The following is a 24,867-nucleotide window of genomic DNA, read 5'->3' as shown; positions in this document are numbered from 1 at the left end:
CCTTACCTTGTGGATTATCGATTCGATGCTGCTCAGACGGCGCCACGCGTATTCACGAACAGTGCGTACACCGAGGTCGTCGATGCCATGAACAGGCGATTGTTGTCTCTTCCGCCGAAGCATAGATTTGCGCAGCGCTCAGGCAGCGCAATGTGTCCGATGGCCGTACCGTCGGGCGCGAAGACTCGTACGCCGTCAAGCTCATCGCTGCCGGTACCCCATCCGCACCAGAGGTTGCCGTCGACGTCGACTCTGAAGCCATCCGGAGTGCCGTCCTTCGCGTCGATAAGGACCCGGCCGAACCCGAGCTTGCGGTTATCAATAACGTCAAACGCCATAATTGTTCGCGGCCGAGCCCGTGATGCGACGACATACAGCGTTCGCTCGTCAGGCGAGAAAGCGAGCCCGTTCGGACCTTCGATGTCGTCTGCGACACACTCAACCTGACCGCTCTGCGCGTCAATCCGATAGACACAGGCCGGCAACTCAGGCGTCCCCGGTTTCCCCATGTAGTCGCTCACGAGGCCAAACGGTGGGTCGGTGAACCAGACGGAGCCGTCACGTGTCACGACGACATCATTTGGCGAGTTGAGCTGCTTCCCTTCGAACGTATCGGCGAGCACGGTGACGCGGCAGTCGTATTCAGTGCGAGTGACGCGCCTTGTCCCATGTTCACATACGACGAGTCGGCCTTGACGGTCGCGAGTCATGCCGTTCGCTTTGCTTGACGGGGCCCGCCACGTCGAAACCGTTTGCGTGGCGGCGTCCCACTTTAGGATTCGGTCATTCGGCAGGTCGGTCCAGTAGAGCACGCCAGCGTCACCGAACCACACGGGTCCCTCTGCCCAGCGGCACCCCGTCCACAGGCGCTCGACCTTTGCATGCGCCAGGCGGTAATGTTCGAATCGTTTGTCCAGGATGCGAATTGCTGGGTCGGGGGTCCTCAAACTTGGCTGCCACGTATTCATCTTGCGTCCTTCCTCTTCATAATCACCAGCAGAACAACAGTCAGAAAGGTCGCCAGGACAAGCATCGCGCCCATTCCGATGAGACCAGCCTTGAAAGAACCCGTGGTGTCCTTCAGCCAGCCGACCATGTAGGGGCCAACCAGGCCGCCAAGGCTACCGACCGAATTGATGAACGCCAGCCCTCCGGCTGCTGCTTCTTTTCCTAAAAACGTCGCCGGAATGCTGTAGAAGCACGTACGCACCGATGAGAGGCCAATCAGTGCAATGGTCAAGCCGACCATCGCAGGAACCAGTTCATCCGAGACCACTGAACAGAAGAAGCCAATTGCAGCCAGTCCGCAGGTCAGGGCGAGATGCTTGACGTAGCGTTGCGAGCGCGCCAAAACCCTCCCCCACAGAAGCATCCCCACGCTCCCGACAACATAGGGAAGTGCGGTCAACAACCCGATTTGCGTGTCACTGAGATGGTGTGTCTTCAAAATCGTCGGCAACCATACGCCAATGCCGAGAATTCCGATGATGTAGCTGAACAGGATGGCAGTGAGCAGCCACACGCGCCAATCCAGCAGCGAGCGCATGAAGTGCTTCTCTGCGTTCGCCGGGCGTTCTCGCTCGACAGCGGTCTGCAAAGCCAAACGCTCTTCAGGTGTCAGCCACTTCGCCTTGTCCGGCGAGTCCCTCAAAACTTTGAGGCAAAGGACGCCCAGCACGCACGCCGGAAGACCCTGGAGGATGAAAAGCCACTGCCAGCCATGCAGTCCGAGCCACCCCTCAAGCTTTAACATCGAAACGGACAACGGGCCGCTGAATACCGACGACAGCGGCACTGCTGCCAGGAACCACGCCATCATCTGCGTGCGATAGCTCGCCGGAAACCACAGAGTCAGGAAGAAGATGACGCCGGGAAAGAATCCTGCCTCGCCGATGCCTGCGAGCAGGCGAAGCAGGGAGTAACTCACCGCACCGGTCGCAAAGCTGGTTGCAGCTGCGAACAACCCCCACGTAATCATGATTCGAGCCAGCCATCTCCGCGCACCGAACCGGTAGAGCGCGAGATTGCTGGGAACCTCGAAGAAGCAGTAACCGACGTAGAAGATACCGGCAGCCAATCCGAATTGGGACGCCGTCAATCCGAGGTCGCGATTCATCGCTAGCGCGGCGAAGCCGACGTTCGTCCTGTCCAGGTAGTTGATAAAGTAGGCAAACGCCAGCAAGGGAACGATACGCAGAGCCGCCTTCCTGCACGCAAGTTGCTCGACGCTGCGCGCTGTCTCCTGAGTAATTGTCGTTGTGCGCATGGTGTTCCTTACAGATAAAGCCGTCGCGGATTGTGGACAAGCACCGCATCCGCCGCCTCGGGGTCGCCGCAGACCTCTTCGACAAAGGCGAGGAGCTTTGAATCATCCGGCACGTCGCCTTGAATGTTCGGATGCGGCCAGTCACTGCCCCAGATTGCCCGCTCCGGCGCTGCCGCGAGCAACCCCCGAACATGAGGAAGCGCTCGGGACCACGGCTCGTTCGACCCACTCATCATGCGGTCGATACCGGAGAGCTTTATCCAACGGCACTCGTTATCAAAGTATCTGCGCAGAGCCACAAGCCCATCTCTGTCCATCTCGAGAGCAGGGTCGGGACGTGACATATGGTCAATTACCAACGTGGTACGCAAACTCCGCCAACTGTCGAGAATGGGCAGAATCTGCCCGAGCTTGCCGTGAAGCAGGACGTGCCAACCTATTGAGCCCACACGCTCCGCCAGCGCCTTGAGTTCGCTTATGTTCTGCCCTTCGGCGAGGTGTCCCATGAAATTGAATCGGATACCGCGCACCCCCCCGGCGTGGAGCGCCTCCAACTGACTGTCGCTTTCCGAGCCGTTGAGCAGCGCTACGCCTTTATATCGCCCCCCCGTGCCGGCAATCGCGTCGAGTAACGCGGAATGGTCTGTCCCGTAGCAGGCTGCTTGAACCAAGACACCGTGGGAAATGCCCAACTTTCGATGCGTTTCGAGAAGTGCAGCCATCGGCGCCGCTGCGGGCCGATACACTGCGCCTTCTGGAAGCGGAAAATCTTCCCACGGTCCATAGATATGTGTGTGGCAATCCCACCGGCCACCGTTCACGTGGAGGCTGTCCATCAGTCGCACCGTGCCGTCATGCCGCCATCTACGATGATTTCCGTGCCGGTGACAAACCGAGCCTCGTCGGAAGCAAGGAACAACGCGGCGTTTGCCGTATCGCGGCCGTCACCCATGAAGCCCAACGGAATGCGCGCGACCCGGGTCTCCAACAACTTCTCCACGTCGCCGCCTGTCCGCTGACCCGCCAGCCGCGCTTCTACCATCGGCGTGTGCAGTTGCCCCGGGACCACGGTGTTGACGCGGATGCCCTTCTTCGCGTACTCGACTGCGACCACCTTGCCCAGTTGAATCACGCCAGCTTTGCAGGCTGCATAGGCAACTTGCGCCGAGCCCGTCCAGCGGATACCGGAGGTCGATGCGGTGTTGACGATTGAACCGCTGCCTTGCGCTTCCATAACGGGAAGGACGTGCTTGCAAGTGAGATAGACACTCTTGAGATTGAAGGCAACCTGAGCGTCCCAGGCCTCTTCAGAAAGGGCCACGGGTCCGCCGGCCGCCGAGCCGCCAACGTTGTTCACCAGAACGTCGACGCGACCGTACTTCTCGCGACATGCCTCGACCATATCCTTAACTGCGTCCGAGTCCGTGACGTCACAACCGTACGCCGTGATGTCGCCACCGACTTCGCGCACGCGCCGTACGGTTTCTTCCATCGCGTCCGGATTTTTGTCGACAGCGAAGATGCGGGCGCCTGCCTGGGCGAAGAGCACCGCAACCGCGCGGCCGTTTCCCCATCCAGAGCCGATGCAGCCTGCGCCAGTGACAATGGCGACCTTTCCATTAAGGCGTCCTGAATTCACATCATTCACGAGATTTTGCGAAGTTTCCACTTGAAGTTCCTCAGTTCGATTCTTGGGGGAGTTCCGGTGTGGCGCCTTCCGGAGGCGGCACTTCGAACACTTTGATGGTCATCGAAATCAACGTGTAGTAGCCGGCAATGCCAACGAGGTCGACTACGCCATCCTTTCCGATTTCATTCACCAGCTCTTGGTATAGAGAGTCGGGCACTTTGCGCTGTTCATGCAGTTCGGTGAGAAAGGCGAACACCAGTTCCTCATCCCGTTTCGCGAAGGGAGGCGCCTTTCCATCCCGGATTGCGTCGATGACTTCGTTCGAAACGCCGGCCTCGAGAGCGAAAGGCTTGTGCGCGGCCCATTCGTATTCCGCGAGCCAGTACCGGCCCATGAACATGATGGCAAGCTCCGAGAGACGGGCCGGGATGCTGCTGTCATACCGACAATAGCGGCCCAAGGCTTGAGAGCGGTCGGCAAGTTGCGGTCGATGCAGCCAGATTGCGAGCGGGCCTCTGACGCCCTTTCGTGGACCATTTGCGATTGCGTCGTAGACGGCGCGCTGCTCAGGGTCAAGTTGCGCCGGGTCGATGGGTGAAAGACGTGTCATTTGGGTCGATTCTCAGTAGTTCAGTGAGACTGGGCAGTCGCAGTGGCAGCAGCGCTCTTGTCTTGCTGGAGGCAGAACCGACGGGGCCTTGCGCCAGTCTCCTGTTCGAAAGCCTTCGCGTCGAAAGCACCTTCCCAGCGAGCAATGGTGAATACCGCGAGCGTGTTACCAACCACATTGACTAGCGCAGTTGCCGTGGCCATCACGCGGTCGATGCCAAACAGCAGACCCAGCCCGCTCAGGGGGAGCGTTCGGACAGATTGAAGCGTTGCCGCAAGCTTCACGAAGGCACCGCCTGCGACAGTCGTACCGCCCTTCGAGGTCAGACTCAGAATCGCCAGCAGTCCAAGCTGCTGCCACAGGGAGAACGGGGTGTCGGTTGCCTGAGCGATGAACCCGATGGCAATCGCCATGTAAATCGACGTACCGTCGAGGTTGAAGCTGTAGCCGGCCGGGAGAACGAAGCCAACCACCGCCTCGTCGCAACCGGAGCGCTGCAATTTCTCGATAAGTCGCGGCAGTGCTACTTCGCTGGACGCCGTCCCAAAAATCAGCAGCAGTTCGTCGCGAATAAGCCGCAGGATGCTAAAGAACGGAAGACCAATCATCCAGCTAATACTGCCGAGGACACCGAATACGAACAGCAAGGAGGCGGCGTAGTACAGCACGATGACCTTCAGAAGGTACATAAGCGTCACGCTACCGTAGCTACCAATCGCTGCTGCCATTGCACCAAAAGCTCCCAGCGGCGCAAGTCTCATGATGAACGCGAGCATGCGAAAGAGAACCGATTGCGCTTCGTCGATACCTCGAAGAAGGACCGAATCGGGACCGACCGCCATGTTGAGTGCGAGACCTGCCAGCAGCGAAATGATGAGAACCTGGACGATGTCGCCCTTTGCAAACGCGTCGACCAGAGTATGGGGAATCAGGCTCAGCAGATAGTCGACGGCAGAGATTCCGCCGGCGCTCGCGGTTGCCTTAACGGCTGCTTGGCTTTCCGCGATGTTCGTCGCATGGAGACCTGCACCCGGCTGGAACACGTTCACCATCACAAATCCGAGAATCATTGCGACGGTGCTGACCACCTCGAAATAGACGAGCGATTTGACGCCCATCCGTCCCAGCATGCGAAGGTCTTTGACGTGTGCGATGCCCTGGACGAGGGTGCAGAAAATGATGGGCGCCAGCATCATCTTGAGCAAGGCAATGAACCCCACTCCAAGAGGCTTCATTGCCACCGCCCAGTCAGGCTTTGCCATCCCTAAAACAATTGCGCAAGCCAAGCCGATAAGTACTTGCACATGTAGTTGCTTTAACCGCCTCATCTCGTCTCCTAAGTTCGAATCGAATGTCCCTTGGAAGTGACCCGTTATCGCGACATCTGTCCTGGGACCTACACCGAAGTTCTGTCCTGAAACTGTGAGAAGCGGAGAAGTTCTAGTCCGTGACAGACCCGGCGATACGGCCGCATCGCGAACTACGCCGGTTCGGGTTCAGCTGCCTACAGAGCAACGTCGCCACGCCGGTGAGGGAGTTTACCCTCGCGTCTCCGCTCAATTTTTCTAGTTCTGTTCGTTAATCCAGAGCATAGGTGAGGCGCGATTGCTTGACAAAGGCCGAGTTTTGATACCAAGCTATGCCCGGATGGCATAGGACATGAGCATGGACATTCGGGAGCTGCGCAGTTTCATCCATGTTGCTCGCGCGGGCAGTTTCAGCCGGGCGGCATCGGAGTTGTACATCGCCCAGCCCGCGTTGAGCAGGCAAATCGCGAAGCTGGAAGAGGAAATTGGGGTCGAATTGCTGGCGCGTCACGGCCGAGGCGTCCGGCTCACGGCGGCCGGCGCTCGTCTGCTCGAACGAGCAGAAATGATTTCCAACATGGTGAGTGAAACCGGTGAGCACGTCCGCGCGACTGCCGACGAGGAGCGTGGCTACCTAGCCGTCGGACTGCCGCCCACGATGGGAGCCCTCATTGGTGCTGAACTCGTGCGCGATTTTCGCGAAGTGTATCCGCGTGTCGCGCTTCACATCCGAGAGGGGCAAAGCAGTTCGTTGCAAGAATGGGTCGCCGACCGCCGTGTCGACTTAGCGGTCGTCTATAACCAACCACCCTTGGACGCCTTTCAGGTTCGGCCGCTTTACAGCGAGCCAATGATTCTAATCGCTCCGCCAGGAACGCCGATTCCCAAGGATGGGTTTCAGATAAGGGACCTCGCCAGCCTCCCCCTCATTCTTCCCGGGATGCCGCACAGTAATCGGCGAGTCATCGAACACGCCGCAGTGCAGAACGGCATTCGTCTTCGCGTGGAGCTCGAAGTTGACAGTGTTGCGCTTACGAAAAAACTCGTGAAAACGGGCGTTGGGTATTCCATACTCACGTCAATCGCGATTCGTGACGAGCTGGCGAGGGGCGAGCTGGTCGCGGAAGCTATTACGCGCCCGTCCATACGGTCGACGGTCGCAATAACTACCCTGCGTGAAAACTCACCATCAAGGTTTGCAACCGATTGGATGGCGATGCTTCGAGAGAAAGTGAAACGGTTCGTCGGAAGCGAACAGTGGAAAGAAGATATTGTCTGGCTCGATAACGAAGCAACTAAGTCTAGCTAACCCTCGTTGCAGCCAGCCCTTACACCCCGTCGATGTGAATGAGTGAAGAGCCGCCGACTGCTTCCGCCTACCGGGCGCAGTGGCGGTCATTCAGCCTCGTCGCCGAAGCTATCGAGCCATCTGCTTTAGGCAGAAGCAACGGCGTCGACTTCGCTTGTGCGCGTCGCAGGAAGCAGAGGCGTCGAGTCTGCAGCTTTATCTGGCGTCGCGGTGCGACCAGCCTTCTTCGCGACAACCTTCTTCGCCGGAGTCTTCTCGCTGCCAGCCTGCGGTGCTTTCTTCGCCGCGGACGCCGAATTTTTCGTAGTTGCTCTCTTGCCTGCAGAAGTCTTCGCGGACGTCGGCGATGCTTTCTTCGCAGCGCCCTTCTTTGCCGATGCCGTCGCGGTCGCCTTCTTCGCGATTGCTTTCTTCGCCGCGACTGCCTTCGGTGCACTCTCCTTGGCATCAGAAGCCGTGGCCGTAGCGCCGTTAATCAGAAACTTCGTTCTGTCCTTCGCGCCTGCAAGCCATCCTGGCGCTTTGCCACGACCGCTCCATTCCGCGCCGCTCTTGGGGTCACGATATTTTGCGGGTTGAGGTCCGCGAACATAATTGCCGGCAGGCTTCACAGAATTTTTGTCGGCAGCCGGCGTCGTCGTTGCACTGCCATCAATCAAAAACCTGTCGCGATTCTTGGCACTCGCCAGCCAGCCCGGAGCCTTCCCGCGCCCACTCCACTCTGCGCCCGACTTCGGGTCACGATACATCGCTGGCTGCTTCCCACGAATGTAGTTCCCCGGTTTCGAAATGCTCTTGGCGGCCCCTTTGGTACTCGTCGAGCTGCCATCAATCAAAAAGCGGTCGCGATTCTTTGCACTCGCAATCCATCCAGGCGCGCGGCCGTGCCCACTCCAGGTCGCCCCAGACTTCGGGTCACGATACTTCGCATTCGAGGCTGAGTTGTCCGAAGATGAATTGGTAGCCATTGTGGTGCCACGCTTCTTGGCGCCAGACGGGGTGCCGAGGTCATCCACGGTTATCCCGTGCTCCGACATCAGGGCATGAATCTCGGCAATGACTTTCGTCGACTGCTTTTTGGTAATTGCGTCGGCTTGCGCCTGCAACTTCATAATCTTCGCCTCAATGCTTTCAAGCGTAGCCATGACTTCATTCCCCTTATCGCGGTCACAATGAACGCACTATGCCATAAGAGCAGTAGGTATTGCGTGTTCGGCGCCTAGAGCAATGCTCTAAACGACGGCGAAAGTCCTTTCGCGGGCACGAACACCAGGGAGCAGCGCTAGCTGAATCAGTTCAGTTGAAAGCAATGAAGTGGGCGCCTTATTCGGGCGTTACTATCGTATGGCCTCACGACAAAGTAGCGAGCAGCTTCATGAAGTTCCTTTTGGCGCTATAGGCGTCTCGAATGACCTCGAGCTCCTTCGCAAACTCAATTTGCTCGCCCAGTTCTGTTCTCAGACTTCTTATCTTGCGCACAATGCTGAGCGCCTCGTCGTAACGGGCTTTCCGCGTACCCTGGTCAGCGGCGATTGGCAGCAAACGGTGATAAAGAGCGATTGCGTCCCGAGGATGAGTCTTCGCCCGGATTGATGCCATCGTTGCCCACAGATTCGTCGCGACCGCACCGCCGGCGAAGGCCTGCCAAGCGTTTTCGTAATCTTTGGAGGCAAGGAAGATTTCGACGATAGCGGTGCGCGACCTCGGGTGGTACCAAACCGACTTACTTGCAGCAGCCGAAGCTTCCTCCTTCTCCACCAGCGCCCAAAGAAGAGAGAAAGCTCGCTCGCGCGCTTGGTCGACGCTGTGCGTGGCTCGCGCTACCTCCATCAGGGCCGCGAATCCTTCTGCATCCAGTCGCTGCTCGAAGCGCACCCAGGCGTACAAGTTCGCGTCGACCGAGTCACCGCGCCGTAAGTATTCTGTGACGCAAAAGTCAAGCAGACGTCGGTCCGGCTCTTTGAAAGCAGCGAGCCCTTGCCGAGCCCAGTCAAGGCCTTCATCGTATCGTCCATTCTGGGCGCAAATCTCTGCAATAAGCAGATATCGATACGGTGCCGAGAGGTCCTTCTGTCGAATTGCAACTTGTTCGTCCAGGTCGCCGTCGAACTCGGCGAGGCTGATAGCCGCATGTTCGATGCGAGTTCGATTGCCGTCAAACGACCGGCGCAAACCATCCTTCGGCAAAAGGCTAGGAAATTGGCGCCAAGCCTCTTCCACAAGCGCTCGATAGCGCCGCATTCCTCGTTCGCCCAACGGCTCGGCGTACTTCGGCAATACGTCGTAGAACGTGTCCCACGCTCCCTCAGATTGATATCGGAACAAGCGGTCCGCGAGCTTTACCGGGTCCGGAGATGTCTGCTTGCACGCTTCGAGATGAACTGCTGCCAGTTGGAGAATGCCTGGCATCACACCGCCGTTGGAGTCGTCAATTTGCTCGAGACTTTTCTCCACACCGGCGATGGCCAACTCGGCTAGCTCAACGACTTGCGAAGCTGCTGCCCCTTGGAGCCGTTGGCGAAGCGCGTCGGCGAGCGAAAATAGTCCGTCGCCGTATGCACCAGACTCACGCCAATCGAGTGGCCGGCCGATTCTCGTCGCATCCCTCACGGCCGCTTTCATGCTCGGCAGGTCGTCGGCGCTGGCTGCTCGAGCCGCGAAGAGCAGCTTGTCGCGTAGCACCATGTCGCGTTCGACTGCATCGAGCAGCAGTTCGCGCATGGCTTCGTCGCTCAGCGTCGCGACGTACTCGCCGATAACTTCCTCAGACGTCTTGCGCCTTTTTCCGGCCCTCATAGGCACAATGTCGTCCAGATTAGAAACCACTGCGTCGGAGCTCTCAAGCCAGGACAACGCGACTGCGACCAAGTGCTTACATAAGGTGCCTTTCTGCCCTACGGGACAATCGCATGCAAAGGCGAGTTCGTCGTCGCGACCGACTTTGAATTCGACGCTGTAGGCGCTAGTGCCGTTGACGCTTGCGCGCAATACTCCATCGCGTTCGTCGAGTCGTGAGACAGCTCCGTCATGGAAGTACGCCCTACCACGAGCGAATGTCTTTATGTCTGCAAGAGACTGGACCTCGTCCAGCGTTAGTACGTCGCTGAGCTGAGTTTTGCTGGTCATATAAGAGTTCATGAGCAGTCGCAAGTGTGGATTGCCTTTACGTCGCATTACTGCTGCGACACGTCATTCTCGACGGATTCGGTGAAGGAACGAATTCAGCGCGCCGGTTCATCAGCACATGCGGAATCAAACGCTTCCAAAATGGTCGTTCCCTTTATGTTCCTTCTACCTTCGCATTAACCGATGGCCCGACATGCTGGTTTGACGTCGAACATACATATGAATAGACTTCGCGTTCGCGAATCGCCATGCAGGCCCCATGTTTACAAAACCGGAACCGCCCGCTTCAGAAAGCTCAGCTTTGGACATTCCCGTGCCGCCGCGCGACTTCGGGTCGACCCGCCGCATGCTCATCGCGGCTGTTGTCGCCTCAATCGTAACGCCCCTGCTGTTCTTGACTGCCTACGGCTACTTCGGCTATCAAACTCGCATGTCCGATTCATCTGAAGGAATCGACCGTTTGACAAAGGTAGCTGAGGAGCAGGCAGCAAAAGTTCTGGATGTCACTCAGGAGATGTCACTGCGCGTCCTGGCGCTTCTAGCCGAAGACGATGACGCGCAAATTCGTGCCCGACAATTGCCTATCCACAATTTTTTGGCGGACATCCCACGGCGTTTGCCGTCTGTTGCGTCTGTTGCGATTTTCGGGCGCAACGGAAACTTGCTGGCGAGCAGCAGCGCGTTCCCCGTCGGACTTCAATCGATTGGCGACCGTGCCGCATTGTCGTTTGCACGGCGCGACCGTGAAACCCCCGAACACATTTCCCGGCCCGAGCAAATCTCCGAGCCTGGGGCCGACGTTTTCAACGTCACCCTGCCCCGATACGACTCGAGTGGACGCGTTCTCGGCGTCTTGGTCGTCTCACTTCGTCGTGGTTACTTTGAGTCGTTCTACAGGCGCCTGACCACGCATGACAGGGCTGTGACAGTCGGGCTTTTTCGAAGTGACGGCACCACTCTGATTCGAACCCCAGAACCGAGCGCGCGAAGAGCGCCAACGAACAATCAACCGCTGACGGAAGCCATACACGTCAATGCGCAAGGTGGACGGCTGAAGGTTTTCTCTACGCTCGACGGCGTTGAAAAGCTGTTGGTATACCGGCAGGTCGGCTCATATCCACTTTACGTGACCGCTGGTATCCCTGTTTCGACGGTGATTTATAGGTGGTTGAGGCACGATGGGCTCATCGCCATCGCAACATTGGTGCCGTGCGTCGGCATTTGGATTTTGGTCTTGTTCAGTTTGAGCCGCCTCAAACGAGAACGCACCGCGTGGGAGCGTTGGAAAGCCGAATTTGGCATGCGCGTCTCAGCTGAAACGACAAGTCGACAAATGCGGCGCATGGGTGCGCTCGGCAATCTCGTCGCAAACGTAGCCCATGACTTCAACAACCTCCTCATGGTCGTCAAAGCGAACATGGAGCTGGCGCGTCGAAAGAACTTCAATGGGTTAGAGAAGGAAGTCGTCGCGGTCGAGCGGGCATCTGCGACGGCCGAGATTTTGGCAAGACGGCTCCTTAGTGTCGCGCGGAAGCAGCCGCTGCACGAGGAACTGATTGACGTCAGAAAATGGCTCGAGCAAGAAGCATCGCTGATTCAGATGTCGCTCGGCGACCGTGTCCGCTTGCGAATCGCATCGCCGGCTGAAGTCTGGTCGACGAAGGCTGACCCGACCGAACTGCAATCAGCGTTGATTAACCTCGCCGTTAATGCGAAAGATGCAATGCCTAACGGCGGTGAGTTCTTGATTCGGTGTGAGAACGTCGTGCTCGACACCGCGAGAGGAAGTCTGAAGCCAGGAGAGTATGTCGTTGTCGCTTGCTCCGATTCCGGCGTCGGCATGCCTCCCGCCGTCGCGCAACGCGCGTTCGAGCCATTGTTCACGACGAAAGCTGCTAGTGCGGGAACCGGTCTCGGCCTTGCGCAGGTTATGGCAATGTGTGAGCAGGCGGGCGGAACCTCCCGTATCGAGAGCGCAGAAGGCGAAGGCACCACTGTTTCTCTCTTTCTCCCGCGCGGTTTGGGAGAGGCCGATGCTCAGGTGACAGTGGTGTCGGTCCAAACGCCAGCCGTCACGGAGTCAATCCGAGGCTCCGTTTTGCTGGTTGAGGACAACGAGGAGGTTGCCGCTGGGCTTTCGGCCGTTCTAGAGGTCTTTGGCTGGCAATCTCGGCACGAGCTAACGGGCGATGCAGCGCTGAGTGTCTTGGACGACGGCGAGACGTTCGACCTCATCCTCTCGGACATCCAGATGCCCGGCATAAACAACGGAATCGACGTCGCGGAAAAAGTGCGGCGCAGGTGGCCGACGCAAGCTATTGCGCTCATGACTGGGTATGCAGATGAGTTCGAACGAGCGAAGAAGGCTGGCGTAACGATTCTGTCCAAGCCATTCAATATCGACGACCTTCAGGCTTTATTGCATGGCGTCGGTTCCGCAACCAGATAGCCAAGCACCTCGGGAAACTATTCGCGGGACAGCCACGCGCGGCAGTCGACGTCGTTCGCGACTTCAACCAGCCCCCACCCTCCCCAACGCTTTCCTGCCTTGCCGATTCGAGACTTTCAACGCTGCTCTGCGAAGAAGCGCCGCTTACACCATAACTTGAGCAGTGCCGCGCGGGTCGGCCAGAAACTGGTTGCGGTCCTTTCCGGCAATCCAAAAGGGTGCCCGCCCACGGCCGCTCCACGTCGCGCCGCTGACCGGGTCTCGGTACATTGCGGCCGGCTCGGAATGCAGTTGCGCAGGCTTGCTGCCCATGAGCTCATTCAGGGAGATTCCATACTCGCGCATCTTCAGCACGATTTCACGTAGCACATGGCTCGTCTCCCTTTCTTTGATTTCGGACATCTGCTTGTCCAACGCTTCCTGCTGCGCTCGAAGCTCCGCGATTTCTACGCTTTGGTATGCCATGGTTCCTTCCACGAAATATGCCTGACTTGAGCGATTGCCAAAATCTGTGCTTGGGATTTTACGGTATGCGGAAATGGGCTTCGAACAACTCGCTGCTTGGGAGCAGCAACTCCCGCAACAAGCTAAGAATGCTCCGAGGAAGGAAGCGCCCAAGGAGCAACGACCCACAGCGCCGCCCACTTCCGCACCGGTCGACCCTGCCGTCCGTGCGATTGGCAGGCTCCAGAAGCAATTTCCTTGCGCTTTCCCTAAGAAGCCGGCGCCGAAGGTTCCGCTGAAGGTCGGCATTCTCGATGACCTTCTAATGCGGGCGGCAGACCTTCGCATGTCCGAGCTTGAGTTGAAAGCGGCAATCAAGGTGTGGTGCAAAGGCACGCGTTACTGGAGCTGCCTCGTCGAAGGCGGGCCCCGAGTGGACTTGTCGGGCCAGCCTGCGGGCGAGGTTACCCGGGCCGACGCTGTACGTGCACGACAGTTACGAGGATGACGTTCGAGTCGCGCGCCGACGTCGGCTTCCACAAGCTCGACGCAAGGCGCATGAGCGCTAGTCTCTGCGTGCCCCCGCCAGCGCGCTCACAGAAGTTGTCGCGCGCTCGGCGCAGTCGCCACCACTGACCTTCCGACCCTTACAGTTCGACCCGGTCACCTGAAGCGAGGCCGTCTGCCGCCTTCTTTCCCGGCGCCCCAGACTTCGCTTCGGCCACTTTCGTCGCGCCTAGACCTTTAGAAGCTGCGGTCACCTTCTTCGGCTTTGCAACCGGCGATTTTTTGTCGGCTTTGTCTGCTTCTCTGCGCTTGCCGTCCGTCGCGACCCTTCGAGCTGCCGTCTTCGGCTTGCTAGCGGGCCTGTTCGCCGCAGCAAGTTGCGGGGCTGGCACCACGGTTTCCATGAGAAGTTGTGACGAGGCCAAGTGCCAGTAGTGCTGGTCGCGACCTTCAGGGCGTCCGTCCGCTTCCCACAAGTAATACGCCCGTTCTCGAATACTTTCGTCCGTTAGAGTCGATTGCATAGTCACTCAGAGTCTATGAGATAAGAGGCGAAGCCGCGAGTCGGGCGACACCAGACATGCCGCGATTGCGTCAACGCATAAGCAGCTTTATGAACGGCAGCCGGAATGCAAGGAAGAAGCAAGGAGGACGTATTCGTGCGTTCCTCAGGTCGTCCGGTTCTCCGCAAACAGACCGTCGTGCAGCGTCTCCGCAGACTCGACAGCCGGGAGCACTCGCACCTGCGCGCCGGGACACAGGTCACGAGCGAGCATAACCGCCTCGCATTCGTTCTGCGCTACTCTCACCGCAATTCCAGCCATGCCGCGAATTTCAACATGCCAGACGTGTAGGCCGCAAGGGCGCACGATGACTTCGCGTTCGTCGGCCCCCTCAGGTGTCAACATATCGACGTACCCAATACTCGATGGTCAACGTCCGCGAGTTAGTTTTCCAGAACTCGCAGGTGTACCGGCCCTAAAACAGTTCGGTAATCGCCCGTGTGTATTATTTTGCAGCAGGTTCGTTCAATGCTGGACCGTACGAAACGCACGCTTTCGTACGGTCATGAAAGTCACCATCACGGCTCATGAAGCAGCGGCCGATGGCGATGGCGAAGCGCACCGCTTCCTTTTTCAAGCAAATGAGAGACGGTGGACCCCACCTCGACGCTGTTACTGTCGCCACCGCGCGGGTACTCGCACGCGAATTGTCAAATCGCACGGCGTTAGACGCCATGGTCCGCGCAATCATCGCTGCCGCGCCCGGCGATTACGATTCATAGTTGGTGTCAGCTTTGTCGACAAGTGACAGGGCATCCCCTCGAGCTTCGAAAAAGAAAAACCCGCACGGTCGGCGGGCTTAATCCATATCGATGGACATGGAGGAGACCGATTAAGTATAAACCCTGATTTTGAATTTTCAAGCAAAACCATCGCTATGAGTAACGGCGGCTAGGGCCGAAGAAGATACGTCCCAACGAGCTACGTCTGCCGTCTCCACGATACCGCCGAAGCGGGTCTTCGCGAACCGCGCGAGAAGACGGTCATCCAAGGCTGAGTACGGACGAAGATTGGATGCCTCCCTCGGAGTCCGCGTGCTGTAGTCGCCGCTTCCTACGTCAGTAGGCCCCATAGAGAACGAGAAGCAGAGACAAGAGAAATTTAAGGACGGCATACCCGGCGAGCCCGAAAGCGGCGGCGCCCGCCAGCGTCATCACAAGCGTAATGAGCTGGCTGGTCATTGAGACTCTCATCGCTTGTCCCTCCGCGCCTCGTCTCACCACAGCTTACCCCGAAATAGACAAATTACAGCTTGACTTTCGCCTTCAGTTTTTCGCCATGTCTTAAAGCAGTTTGCCTTGCGGCCAAGCGCCCAACCCTGACTTCCATCTTGAAAGAATGCTGGCAGCGAAAATTGGCATGGTCCCGCCGCTGCAGTCATATAAATCAATCGGTTGTGCGAGATGGCGGCATTATTGTGGCTCGCTGATTGACGGCTGCTCTCGCGCTAAATAGATTTATTACGATGCCTTCGACATCGGTCGCGTCGGAAGCCGTGACCAACGCTTGCGGCACGCCCATATTGCGTTCGTCCAGAGGTCAGCGTTCGCCGTCCTGCGTCTACCTGCCTGAGTCCGCGCCTGGGCGGGCATGAAGGGCGACGCATACTCCTCTCGGGAAATACCTCTAACATCGGGAGGCGTCGTGACGAGAGACGGTGCAGATGTTCAGTTCGACGTCCTGACTGCGATGATGGTTGACCGTACTCCCGCATGGGTGTTTCTTGTCAATGGCATCAAGCTGAGCGGCGTTATCGACTCTACCGTCATCCAGCAGCATGCTCATCCGGTGAAGCCAACACGGGCCACGACAAACCGGCCAAGACGGACACCTGTCTAAAGGTGAGAAGTGTGAACGTTACTCTTCTTCGATTCACGCGGCTTCAACGCATCAGGTGGTACTCCAGCCTGCACCGTTGAGCGGCGCGCGCGTCGGTGCCCAACGACAACGAACTGCGGAACCACGGAATAGTCGTGGTCTTAATCATCCAGTGTCTGACGCAGTACCTTTTGGAAGCACTGCACATCCAATCGGTTTGCATAAGCTCCGTAGCGCTGAACGGGAGTGAAGCCGTTGCGCTCATAGAAGCGTATTGCTCGTAGGTTCACTGCTGTCATCGCGAACAGCAGTCTTCGATATCCTCGAGCTGTAGCTTCGGACTCTATGCATTGAAGTATTAGATGGCCCACTCCGCATGCATTCGGACGACTGTAAAGCCTAATGACCTCTGCGGTCTCCTTGTCGAAATGCCAGAACGCCCCGCAGCCCAGCGGTGTACCGCACATCGTTCGGGCGATGTGAAAGACGCCGTTGGAAGACGCAAGGTCGCTGACGGACAGCCTACCTTTCTCCGCATTTCCCGCGAACATGGAAACGAATGCGCTGACCTCGTCCAATAGGATTCTGCCGTCTCGAGACGCAGGGTCTTCTCGCTGCACGGTCACAGACAGGGATGACTGAGTCATCAATTCCTCCGCTGGCTCGCGCAGTCATCAGCAAGACGGAGGCCAGCCAGGCGGAAAACCGAAGCGTAATGCGCTGGGACTTAGCCCGGTCGCATGTCACAGGCAAGACGCCTGGAGCGCTGATTGCGCTGTGCTCACACAAGACCACCGCTAGGCGGATAACTTGAAGTCTGGGCAGAATCGCTTCCGCTCCTGAGAATCTGGCGGATTCCTATTGCCTCCACTGACCAACGCTGGCTACACCTGCTTCGGGAAACGGTGGCCTCGTAAGTAGGTCCAGTCGCGCCATCGGGAGACCAGCCTTGAACTCGGACGAAATCTGCGAACTCTTGCTTCGACTTCCGCCCGGAGGTGCTTTAGTACTGCCACCAGAAGTCGAAAGAGCCACAGTTGAGCAAGCGGTTAAGAAGGCCGCCGAAAAGAAGTTGATGCAAAGATTCGAGATTGGCGAACACCTCTCGCCGGCGACGCACCTTAAGCCACCGAGGCGCTATTTGCGCGTCCAACGCCTCACTGAGCCGAGCAACCCATGATTGGCACGATGACGAGTGGTGCGTGTTCGAACGCGCCACGTCGTGGAGGCGGCCGACTCACACCCAACCGCCTTGCAAGCTCGTCGAGATTCAGGTTAACGAGCCTGCGCTTCAGCCTCGCGATTGGCTTGGTCAGGTTCTAAAAAAGCGGGGACAGCGGCCCAGCTTATCGAGACACGAACCATGCCCCGTGGTGTCAGGCGAAAAGCGCGAGAGCCATCTCCAAACGTGAGGCATTCAATCTCCACTCCTTCGGCGAACTCTTCGGACGTATCGTGACTGACGCCAACATAGTGGCTGAACACGAGTCCGCCCTCACGTAAAAGGCCGACCGCGCCGGCAGCGTCCTGTCCACGATTTTCAGTTTCCCACCTGTTCAGCAACGTGGCGGCGACTTCCGCGTCGTTCATGTTTGCTCCCTAATTCTCACCACGGCTGCAGTTGTCCCGCAGTTTTACGTCGACAAAGTAGCAAAAATTGTGCGCCGCAACAAGACCAAGTCCGCACGGAATCGACTGACGAAAAGCGCATCATCAAGGGGCCATTGCTTCTGGGAACGGTCCGCGTGCGGCGACGGCGGCAGCCGTGAGTCGCTTTTACCGGCCGCTGAAAAAATATGCGCGTTATGCGCTTGTTTCGCTTGTCGACAAAGCTTCGACAGAGTATCTTGCGCATAGGGTAATTACTTAGGCCATGCTTTCGATGCTTGCAAGTTCGGTGCGATTGAAAAAGCGAATGGGCAGGTTTCCGGCGTTCTTGGGCATTGTCGTGAAGCCCGTGATTGTTATCTCTATCGGATACTGCGCATTGTCGAACCTGAGTTTCCAATCTGCGGCCGACGGGTCCTTCTCGATGTCACGGGCGGAAGAAGCCGGTCTAGTTACTCCTGAGTACGCCAAACAGCATTCGAATGATGCAGTGCTGTTCAAACGCGTCGGACCGGCTCTGTTCGAATATCGCGTGAGGCGGCCGATGGTAGGCTACGCTGGCATACCTTGGTTCGTTACACGCCGCACAAGTATCGACCTAGCTAGTCATTGCGAAAGTCTTGGTCACGAGGGATGCACGCTGGAACAAAATTAGTCTAGTCGTGCGACCACGACGAGCGACGGGTCGACAGTATCCAACTCAGCTTGCGCTTGTGGAAGCTTCCATCGGTCAAGACGGCTTTCTGTCGCAAGCGTCGTCTTAGGTGATAGCAAAGCTTCCGGGACTTAAGCGTCGCCGCTCCATCGGCGAGTTCGGGACGTTATTAGAACCTCTTCGCCTTCTCGCCAAAGCCACCTGCACGAACATGTTGACTGTCGATGCATTTCTAGCTGCCGCGTCCCGCGCACTGAACATGGTGCCTCAGCGGCAACCTTTACGCCGCAGTAGCTCAGTGTGAATCTGCGAACAGACTGCATTACCGAACGGCCGAGATACCCGGCCTAGTCGTCGGCGAATGGAGTACGCTGCCAGAATGTCTCTAAAAGCGATGGTTTTGAATGACTATGCTCGCTTTGATTCCGCGAAGATGGACAAGTCGCTCCTTGTCCATCAACGGTCGCGCCCCTCGGGTCCTGGTCGTTGATGACAACAGTAACGCGGCAGACGCTCTTGCTGTTTATCTAGGATTTAGCCGTCTCGATGTGAGGGTTGTATATGACGGCGCCGCTGCCATCGCCACAGCACTCAGTTGGAGACCTGATGTGGTCCTCCTGGACATCTCCATGCCTGTAGTTGATGGCTTCGTGGTTGCGAAAACGCTCAGAGACAATGCACGAACGTCGGGCGCTTTCATCGTCGCCCTCACCGCGCACGACGAAGGTTTCGTGCGACAACGAGCTGCGGAAAGTGAGTTCGATGCATATTGTCAAAAAGGACAGGTGCTCGACACACTCTCTCAGCTGCTAACGACCCTAACGCACGGGGTCGGACATTCGAGAATTGCACGGTAGTTTCACGGCAGCGTCGGCGACGCTCTGATTAGCGCGGTCCGAATGTCTCGCCTTTTGTCGCCATTCACAGCTCGCCAGGGCACCGAAATCTTCGGCCAGCAACTGCAGGCTTGGACCTCCATGTCGCGCAGTATGGCGCCCCACACGGCTCCAGCACAGCAACTATGATGCAGTCCAATCCAGACGCCCTCTTCATCACTCGGAGACGACTTCATTTGAGTCGAGCACGCGGGTGATATACGAATTACCGTCACCGTCCGGATTCGTTCGAAACCCGCCGAATATGAACTATGCGATGCGCCGTCGTGAGTTGTGCAAGTGATTCCGCGGTCGCTTCGCGCTGGCCAATGCTGACGAACCGCGCGACAGATGTGTTCCCGAGACGACAAAAAACGTCGATGCTACTCATCGACGCACGCGTTCATCGCTTAAAATGAGCATCGCGCCATATCCTTCGTCAACCCAATCTTTATCAAAGTGCGCAGGAAACAGCAAACCCATCGGACGACGGCGAGAAAGACCATTTCTCCGCTGTTAGCGTCTCTCATTCCGTCGTTTGAGCCCAGCCCGAATTCCTATCTCCTAAAAAGCTACATTGCGTTGGACGCGATACATCGCGGCAGAGGAACGACGAGCCTGCTTACCCTTCTGGCACAACAGCTTCTCGTATCGGAAGAACTCTGCGCAGCGGGATACGAGAGCGCTCGCGTGCAATCGGTACGTGAAGGCCATGCTGCGCTAGTCATGCTCGACGGAACGGCAACCTCAGATTTGTATTGGCGCGCCGCTGGAGCTGAATATCATGCCCTTAGAGCGGCGCTCGATGTCTATGACACTCAGCTCCACACCGCGCCTCGCGCACGAGTACGGGACGCTCAGCTTGCTTTGGTCAACCGGCTGCGGGTACACGCAGACATGCAAAGACAGCCCTAACTTGCGAAAGGACCGGCTCATGCGAATCGCTCGCTTGGATGCAGACAATGAGACGCCAGAGTTGCTTGTGGTGCTCCTGCACACGTTCTCCTGCGGGAAGGCGTTTCTTGGCGTCTACGACGACAACGATTATCTGCGGTACGCAAACGATAGCTTCCTAAGCATGTTTGGACTCGAGGTAGGTCAGGTTGCAACGTTTTCCGACATTATTCTCAGCGCAGCGAAAAGCGGGCGAACTGTCAGAATCGAAGCTGAAGACGCGGCTGCTTTCATTGCGGACGCCCAGAGAAGACGACGTGGTCATTTGCGCGAGGCGCGTCAACGTTCCTTCGCCGTAGATTTTGTCAACGACGAGTGGTACTGGTGCACCGAAACGTTAATGCCGAATGAGTGGATTGTGCTGACGGGAGCGGACATCACGTCGCTCAAAGAAACCGAGAGGTTGATATCCGCACAGCGCGACGATGCGTTGAGGCTCAGCGGAATTGACGAGCTGACCGGGGTCCCCAATCGACGCTTCGTGCTTGCGCGTTTGGAAGCCCTCCTCCGGGAAGGCTGCGCTGAGAGACCCGCGCTCAGCGTGGCCGTGTTAGACCTCGACTATTTTAAATATATCAATGACACATTCGGACACGAGACCGGCGACGTCGCTCTGCGCCACTTCGCACAGCACTGCGATTCAACGCTTGCGAGCGGCGGCCTGTTCGGACGCTTGGGCGGAGAGGAGTCCTTGGTCGCGCTTCCAGGCACGAACTCTCAAGATGCGAAATTGATACTGGAGCAAATGCTCGGGTCTATTCCGTTGGTGTCGGCTCGGCTTCCCGCCCACGTCACAATCGGCCTTTCATTCTCGGCGGGGATTGCAGAAGCGCGTGTGGGCGAATCGCGTGATGACCTACTCGTCCGCGCCGACCGGGCGCTTTATCTGGCCAAGTCTTCCGGGAGAAGCCGCGTTGAAGTGGACAGTCCGAAGTCTGCTGTGCAGTGAAGAAGATGAGCGGACGAGCGACGCGATGCGCCGCTGCTCATTCACCGCATCCGACATCGCCCACAACTCCGTCCCATCCTGCGACCGTCAACAAGCCAATGTAGGCGCAGACCTGGACTGCGCTTGCGCAAGCCCGCTGGCTTCCAAGATTCGCTCACAGTTCAGGGTATCTCAAGTCCGCGCCTATGATTTCTTTGGCCCGCTCTTCCGCCGCCTTTCTTGCAGCACTTGCCGAACTGAACGGTCCTATCTCGTCTGAACCATCGAAGGGATATAGCAGTCGTCCATCCGTCAGCCGAACGACTTTCAGCGTACCAACGAAATTCCCGCTGTGGTGCGGACGATACGACGCGTAGACCGCGTAGTCGTTTTCGCTTTTGGCGGCCTTTGAAACAACAACCGTCTTCGTCTGGAATAAAACGAGCTTCGGTCGGCGAGGTGTAGCCTTCGGCATGTGCGAGAAGAGAAAAGCGCGTCCACAATGAACCGCGCCACACTGCTTGAGCAATCGGCGTACCGTGAACTAGCGAATCTAAGTTCGAATAGGTTGCCTTGCGTCTCCGGGAGCTCGGGTCCGCGACGGGCCGCCCCAGTAAAATGAATGGAACCGCGAGACTCCAATGAACGCGCCGTCCGAAAACGAGCGCTTGATGCAACTCGACCGCAACATAGACGTGACCAGCCAGTTGCTTCAAGAGCAGAAGTCCCGTCTGGCCCTCGGACGTTCGTCATCTCAAATGCTGCTCGCAACTTAGGAACAGAGCCTCGACACGCTTGTGTACTACCGCAGAGTTTTAACCTCAAGTCCATCCGTTCGAACTATGGAGGTCTTCGGGTTGCATGACGAGCGCACCACCGATGCCGAAAGCCAAGCTATGGGTCCTGTCACGGACTCGAACGCTCATCACGGGTAAGCGCGCACACCGTAACTTATTGCGCCTGCGCCCGCAGGCTTATTTCTGCGCAAGAAGGTGCAAAATGCTTCGAGCGTCGCCGAAAAGGCGGGACGTGGAAGCACCTCCGCGAGGTCTTCAACAGATGGCCGCTTGAGAAGAGATGGTCGAATACGTCATCAGGACCGTGTCCGTCGTGGTCAACATAGCCGGTCAGCGCGACAAATTGAGTTCGCATCCACTACTTTTTCGCCTCGCTCTCGTGCGAGCGATTGCCGGCGTCGATTGAAATGCTAGCGTCGAAATATGCGGCGCAGGAGCGCACGATGGTGAGTACGCCGGCGCCAGCCAACCCGCTCCAGCTCGAAACCTGACCGCAGAAGCAGAAAAAGGTCAGGCGGACGACATGTCGCCGGCTCTTCTTCCCGTGAAAGTGACAATCGTTCTTTTGGATTTATGAGAAGACTCACGCTCGGGAAAGAGGTCTTTTTAATGACGTAGCGAGACAGCTTTGAACGGTCGGCAGTGTACTCATTTGCAGACGTCGCGATTATTCGCCGGTGAGCAGAGGTTGCTGCGGGAAGTGCGCCGGTTTTCCGGCAACTGGCCGTCAAGAAAGCCCGTGTAAACGGGCTCCAGAGCAACGCGAAAGTCAGGAGCAGTAGCCGCCGTTGTGATGGGACCCAGTGCCGCCATGAGGATGCTCGCCCTTTGGGCAAGCGTGTGCGACGTTAGCGATGCACAGCAGCGCGACGATGAAAGCGGCGATTTTTTTCATTAGTGGCTCCTAGTTGTCGTTCGCCGGCACGTCAGTGCCGGCGGTCACAGCGTGACAGCTTGATAACGACAACCATCGGCCCAACTTAAGCCTGCGACGAGTCAGTGTAATTCGGCGGCGGCCCCGACCTACGCCGCCCTTAGTTCGGCCTGAGTCCGCCGTTCCGTTACCAACGCGGTTCGCAACAGCGGGCTTTCAATCGACCCCTCGGGTTCGAGCCGCCAGAAAGATGAATGGCATGACGATTGCGCCGCAATACGGACCTGACCGAGGACGCGCATTGCGAGGAGACAGAGATGGAGAATGGCGGTGTCGGTTACGCTTATCTCGGTGTTCCCGAGCGGTTATCTGGCGTGTTATGGGACGTCGTGCACGACATGCAGCAGAGCTTGGAAGGCAAGGAACGCTGCCCTTGGGCGCAGTTGACGAGCGCGGCACTGAGTCGATGCGTCCTTCAGTTCGCGACCTTGTGCCGCGAGTATGGAAGCGAAGACCCTCGGCCAGAGGTGTCATGCGCTGAGGTGTTTCACCTCTTCTCCGAACAGCTGACTAAGGACAAGACGGCGGGTGAATGGTGTGTTCCTGCTCATATGGTGCCGGTCGTTGCTGGCGCCGTTGCAGCCTGCGGACAGTTGGTAGTCGACCGCCTGCATCCTGAATAGTCAACGCCAACAAGCATCAGTGACGCGACCTACGCTTTATACGCCAAGGCAATTCGAACAGTAAACCGACGGAGGTACAAATGGACGAGGGCTCACGCAGCAACCGCCGCGGATTTTTGGGATTCGTGGGCTCCACGTTTGCCGCAGCATCATGCTGCTGCGCCGGTATCAGCAAAGCCTTCGCAAGTGACGCGGCGGCCAGCGGCCCAGTGCCCGGCGGTCAGAAGTCGGCGAAAGCAAAGATACTTGCGGCCGGCGCCGATGTCTTGCAAGGTCACGCTCCGATAAACGCAATCAATATGTATCTCAATGGCTTTCATTTCTATGCAGACGACATGGGCCGTCAAGTCGAAGCTCACCACTACTGCCATCATTTAACCGCTGACTTCTTCCAGTGCGTTATCTACGATGGCAACAAAGCGGACTCGCGCCTCATCGGCATCGAATACATCGTTTCCGAGGAGTTGTTCGAAACGTTGCCTGATGAAGAAAAGCGTTTGTGGCATAGCCATCGTCACGAGACGACCTCCGGCGAGTTGGTGATGCCAGGCATTCCGACTCCCGTTGAGCATGAGGCTATTGCTTCTCTCGTGAACACATACGGAAAGACTTGGCACACGTGGCAGGTAGACCGGGATTCGGCATTGCCTCTTGGCATCCCCGCACTGATGATGGGATTCACTCGAGATGGGCAACTCGGTCGCGAAAATATCCGACGGCGCGACCGAGAACTTGGCATTAACACCGACAAGGAGCGGTCGAGCCGAGACGACTTGGCAAAGTCTGCGGGTCCGGTACAACCAGGAGCCGACGCGTGGATGACCGGGAAAAGCTTCCAATTGACTCTCACCGAAGTTCCTGTGCGCAATTGTGAGGGATAGCCGCTGCTGCGCCACTTTGCGAGGCAGCGCGCCGATGGGCACCCCAATTCGTTTAGTGCGGACGGTAGACGACGTTCGGCCCGGCCGATATCAGATAGAGATGTCTCTGACCCGTTCGGGGCGCTTTAAGGACGATTTATTCTCTACTAATAGCTTTCTCTACTATTAGCTTTCGAATCGTCACCCGAAGCCCCCTCCCAATCCGGTTGTGGGAGAGAGGCGCGCGGATTTCCTACACGACAACACCTGCGTCGCGTGTAGCCATCACGTCTGCGTGCTCCACTCGGCCAAGCTGAAGTACCGCCGTCGCCGGCCGATGTGACGAACGTCGCGCGTCGAAAGGTTAATTAGGCGGGTTTGATGTTCGAAGCTTGCTTGCCTTTCGGACCTTCTTTCACGTCGAAGGTCACCCTCTGATTATCTTGCAACGACTTGAAGCCCTCGGCTTTAATCTCCGAGAAGTGAGCGAACAAATCTTCGCCACCGTCGTCGGGGCTTATGAAACCAAAGCCTTTTTCGTCGTTGAACCACTTCACTGTACCGGTTGCCATTTGTGTCCTCGTCGATATCGGGAGCCGAATCG

24 protein-coding genes are annotated in these 24,867 nt (G+C 57.6%); 8 read left to right on the top strand and 16 right to left on the bottom strand.

Features of this window, described 5'->3' with window-relative positions; translation table 11 throughout:
* Nucleotides 1-32: 32 nt before the first annotated feature.
* Genes AWB79_RS10895 through AWB79_RS10870 form a run of 6 tightly spaced genes read right to left on the bottom strand, consistent with a single transcriptional unit; the run spans nt 33 to nt 5,834 of the window.
* Entirely contained in the window at nt 33-968 is a 936-nt protein-coding gene (locus AWB79_RS10895; RefSeq protein ID WP_061167429.1) for an SMP-30/gluconolactonase/LRE family protein, read from the bottom strand.
* Nucleotides 965-2,266, bottom strand: a complete 1,302-nt coding sequence (locus tag AWB79_RS10890; protein ID WP_061167428.1) for an MFS transporter — start codon at nt 2,264-2,266, stop codon at nt 965-967. Before AWB79_RS10890 ends, AWB79_RS10895 begins: the two co-directional genes overlap by 4 nt.
* 8 nt (nt 2,267-2,274) lie before the next feature.
* A complete protein-coding gene (locus AWB79_RS10885; protein WP_061167427.1) occupies nt 2,275-3,102 on the bottom strand; it encodes an amidohydrolase family protein in 828 nt (275 codons plus the stop codon).
* Nucleotides 3,102-3,935 (bottom strand): SDR family NAD(P)-dependent oxidoreductase, encoded by an 834-nt coding sequence (locus tag AWB79_RS10880; RefSeq protein WP_232470870.1) that lies wholly within the window; start codon nt 3,933-3,935, stop codon nt 3,102-3,104. Before AWB79_RS10880 ends, AWB79_RS10885 begins: the two co-directional genes overlap by 1 nt.
* A gap of 10 nt (nt 3,936-3,945) precedes the next feature.
* Nucleotides 3,946-4,506 carry a carboxymuconolactone decarboxylase family protein gene (locus tag AWB79_RS10875; RefSeq protein WP_061167426.1) on the bottom strand — a complete coding sequence of 187 codons (561 nt, stop codon included), beginning with the start codon at nt 4,504-4,506 and terminating at the stop codon, nt 3,946-3,948.
* 20 nt (nt 4,507-4,526) lie between these two features.
* Entirely contained in the window at nt 4,527-5,834 is a 1,308-nt protein-coding gene (locus AWB79_RS10870) for a cation:dicarboxylate symporter family transporter (RefSeq protein WP_061167425.1), read from the bottom strand.
* A 331-nt stretch (nt 5,835-6,165) separates the two neighbouring features.
* Between AWB79_RS10870 and AWB79_RS10865 the strand changes: the two genes are divergently transcribed.
* Nucleotides 6,166-7,122, top strand: a complete 957-nt coding sequence (locus AWB79_RS10865; RefSeq protein ID WP_232470869.1) for a LysR family transcriptional regulator — start codon at nt 6,166-6,168, stop codon at nt 7,120-7,122.
* Between the two features lie 125 nt (nt 7,123-7,247).
* On the opposite strand, the gene AWB79_RS40385 is transcribed toward AWB79_RS10865, so the two are convergent.
* Both AWB79_RS40385 and AWB79_RS10855 read right to left on the bottom strand, forming a co-directional pair.
* Entirely contained in the window at nt 7,248-8,267 is a 1,020-nt protein-coding gene (locus AWB79_RS40385; protein WP_063963475.1) for an H-NS family nucleoid-associated regulatory protein, read from the bottom strand.
* Nucleotides 8,268-8,472: 205 nt separating this feature from the next.
* Nucleotides 8,473-10,248 (bottom strand): SWIM zinc finger family protein, encoded by a 1,776-nt coding sequence (locus AWB79_RS10855; protein ID WP_061167583.1) that lies wholly within the window; start codon nt 10,246-10,248, stop codon nt 8,473-8,475.
* A gap of 259 nt (nt 10,249-10,507) precedes the next feature.
* Here AWB79_RS10855 and AWB79_RS10850 point away from each other — a divergent pair, with 259 nt between their 5' ends.
* Nucleotides 10,508-12,697: a hybrid sensor histidine kinase/response regulator family protein gene (locus tag AWB79_RS10850; protein ID WP_061167424.1), complete on the top strand. Its 2,190-nt coding sequence runs from the start codon at nt 10,508-10,510 to the stop codon at nt 12,695-12,697.
* A gap of 144 nt (nt 12,698-12,841) precedes the next feature.
* On the opposite strand, the gene AWB79_RS10845 is transcribed toward AWB79_RS10850, so the two are convergent.
* Nucleotides 12,842-13,162, bottom strand: coding sequence for an H-NS histone family protein (locus AWB79_RS10845; RefSeq protein ID WP_061167423.1), 321 nt, complete (start codon nt 13,160-13,162; stop codon nt 12,842-12,844).
* Nucleotides 13,163-13,235: 73 nt separating this feature from the next.
* On the opposite strand from AWB79_RS10845, the gene AWB79_RS10840 reads away from it, so the two are divergent.
* Entirely contained in the window at nt 13,236-13,649 is a 414-nt protein-coding gene (locus AWB79_RS10840; protein WP_063963474.1) for a ProQ/FinO family protein, read from the top strand.
* A gap of 139 nt (nt 13,650-13,788) precedes the next feature.
* Here the strand turns inward: AWB79_RS10840 and AWB79_RS10835 are convergent, their stop codons facing one another.
* The 4 genes from AWB79_RS10835 to AWB79_RS10820 form a co-directional block, all read right to left on the bottom strand.
* Nucleotides 13,789-14,172, bottom strand: coding sequence for a DUF2934 domain-containing protein (locus tag AWB79_RS10835; protein WP_061167422.1), 384 nt, complete (start codon nt 14,170-14,172; stop codon nt 13,789-13,791).
* Between the two features lie 1,097 nt (nt 14,173-15,269).
* Nucleotides 15,270-15,392 (bottom strand): hypothetical protein, encoded by a 123-nt coding sequence (locus AWB79_RS40790; RefSeq protein WP_269767926.1) that lies wholly within the window; start codon nt 15,390-15,392, stop codon nt 15,270-15,272.
* A 798-nt stretch (nt 15,393-16,190) separates the two neighbouring features.
* Complete coding sequence (locus tag AWB79_RS41030; RefSeq protein WP_374728538.1) at nt 16,191-16,580, bottom strand: GNAT family N-acetyltransferase; 390 nt, start codon at nt 16,578-16,580, stop codon at nt 16,191-16,193.
* 724 nt (nt 16,581-17,304) lie between these two features.
* Nucleotides 17,305-17,619, bottom strand: a complete 315-nt coding sequence (locus tag AWB79_RS10820; protein WP_061167419.1) for a hypothetical protein — start codon at nt 17,617-17,619, stop codon at nt 17,305-17,307.
* Between the two features lie 1,077 nt (nt 17,620-18,696).
* On the opposite strand from AWB79_RS10820, the gene AWB79_RS41025 reads away from it, so the two are divergent.
* Both AWB79_RS41025 and AWB79_RS10805 read left to right on the top strand, forming a co-directional pair.
* Complete coding sequence (locus AWB79_RS41025; protein WP_061167417.1) at nt 18,697-19,149, top strand: response regulator; 453 nt, start codon at nt 18,697-18,699, stop codon at nt 19,147-19,149.
* Between the two features lie 952 nt (nt 19,150-20,101).
* Entirely contained in the window at nt 20,102-21,070 is a 969-nt protein-coding gene (locus AWB79_RS10805; RefSeq protein WP_157695740.1) for a sensor domain-containing diguanylate cyclase, read from the top strand.
* Between the two features lie 154 nt (nt 21,071-21,224).
* On the opposite strand, the gene AWB79_RS40935 is transcribed toward AWB79_RS10805, so the two are convergent.
* Nucleotides 21,225-21,524: a DUF6723 family protein gene (locus AWB79_RS40935; RefSeq protein ID WP_074169355.1), complete on the bottom strand. Its 300-nt coding sequence runs from the start codon at nt 21,522-21,524 to the stop codon at nt 21,225-21,227.
* Between the two features lie 166 nt (nt 21,525-21,690).
* Here AWB79_RS40935 and AWB79_RS40785 point away from each other — a divergent pair, with 166 nt between their 5' ends.
* The gene (locus AWB79_RS40785) at nt 21,691-21,825 is read left to right on the top strand and encodes a hypothetical protein (protein WP_269767925.1); all 135 of its coding nucleotides are present in this window, start codon (nt 21,691-21,693) and stop codon (nt 21,823-21,825) included.
* Between the two features lie 790 nt (nt 21,826-22,615).
* Here AWB79_RS40785 and AWB79_RS40780 read toward each other — a convergent pair.
* A complete protein-coding gene (locus AWB79_RS40780; protein ID WP_269767924.1) occupies nt 22,616-22,741 on the bottom strand; it encodes a hypothetical protein in 126 nt (41 codons plus the stop codon).
* A gap of 296 nt (nt 22,742-23,037) precedes the next feature.
* On the opposite strand from AWB79_RS40780, the gene AWB79_RS10800 reads away from it, so the two are divergent.
* A complete protein-coding gene (locus AWB79_RS10800; protein WP_157695739.1) occupies nt 23,038-23,403 on the top strand; it encodes a hypothetical protein in 366 nt (121 codons plus the stop codon).
* A gap of 80 nt (nt 23,404-23,483) precedes the next feature.
* Complete coding sequence (locus AWB79_RS10795; protein ID WP_082862325.1) at nt 23,484-24,284, top strand: OBAP family protein; 801 nt, start codon at nt 23,484-23,486, stop codon at nt 24,282-24,284.
* 347 nt (nt 24,285-24,631) lie between these two features.
* Here the strand turns inward: AWB79_RS10795 and AWB79_RS10790 are convergent, their stop codons facing one another.
* Nucleotides 24,632-24,835: a cold-shock protein gene (locus AWB79_RS10790; protein WP_061167414.1), complete on the bottom strand. Its 204-nt coding sequence runs from the start codon at nt 24,833-24,835 to the stop codon at nt 24,632-24,634.
* Nucleotides 24,836-24,867: the final 32 nt, after the last annotated feature.

Source organism: Caballeronia hypogeia (assembly GCF_001544875.2).
GTDB lineage: Bacteria > Pseudomonadota > Gammaproteobacteria > Burkholderiales > Burkholderiaceae > Caballeronia > Caballeronia hypogeia.
The sequence above is the reverse complement of the archived record's forward strand: the minus strand, read 5'-3'. Positions and strand labels throughout refer to the sequence as shown.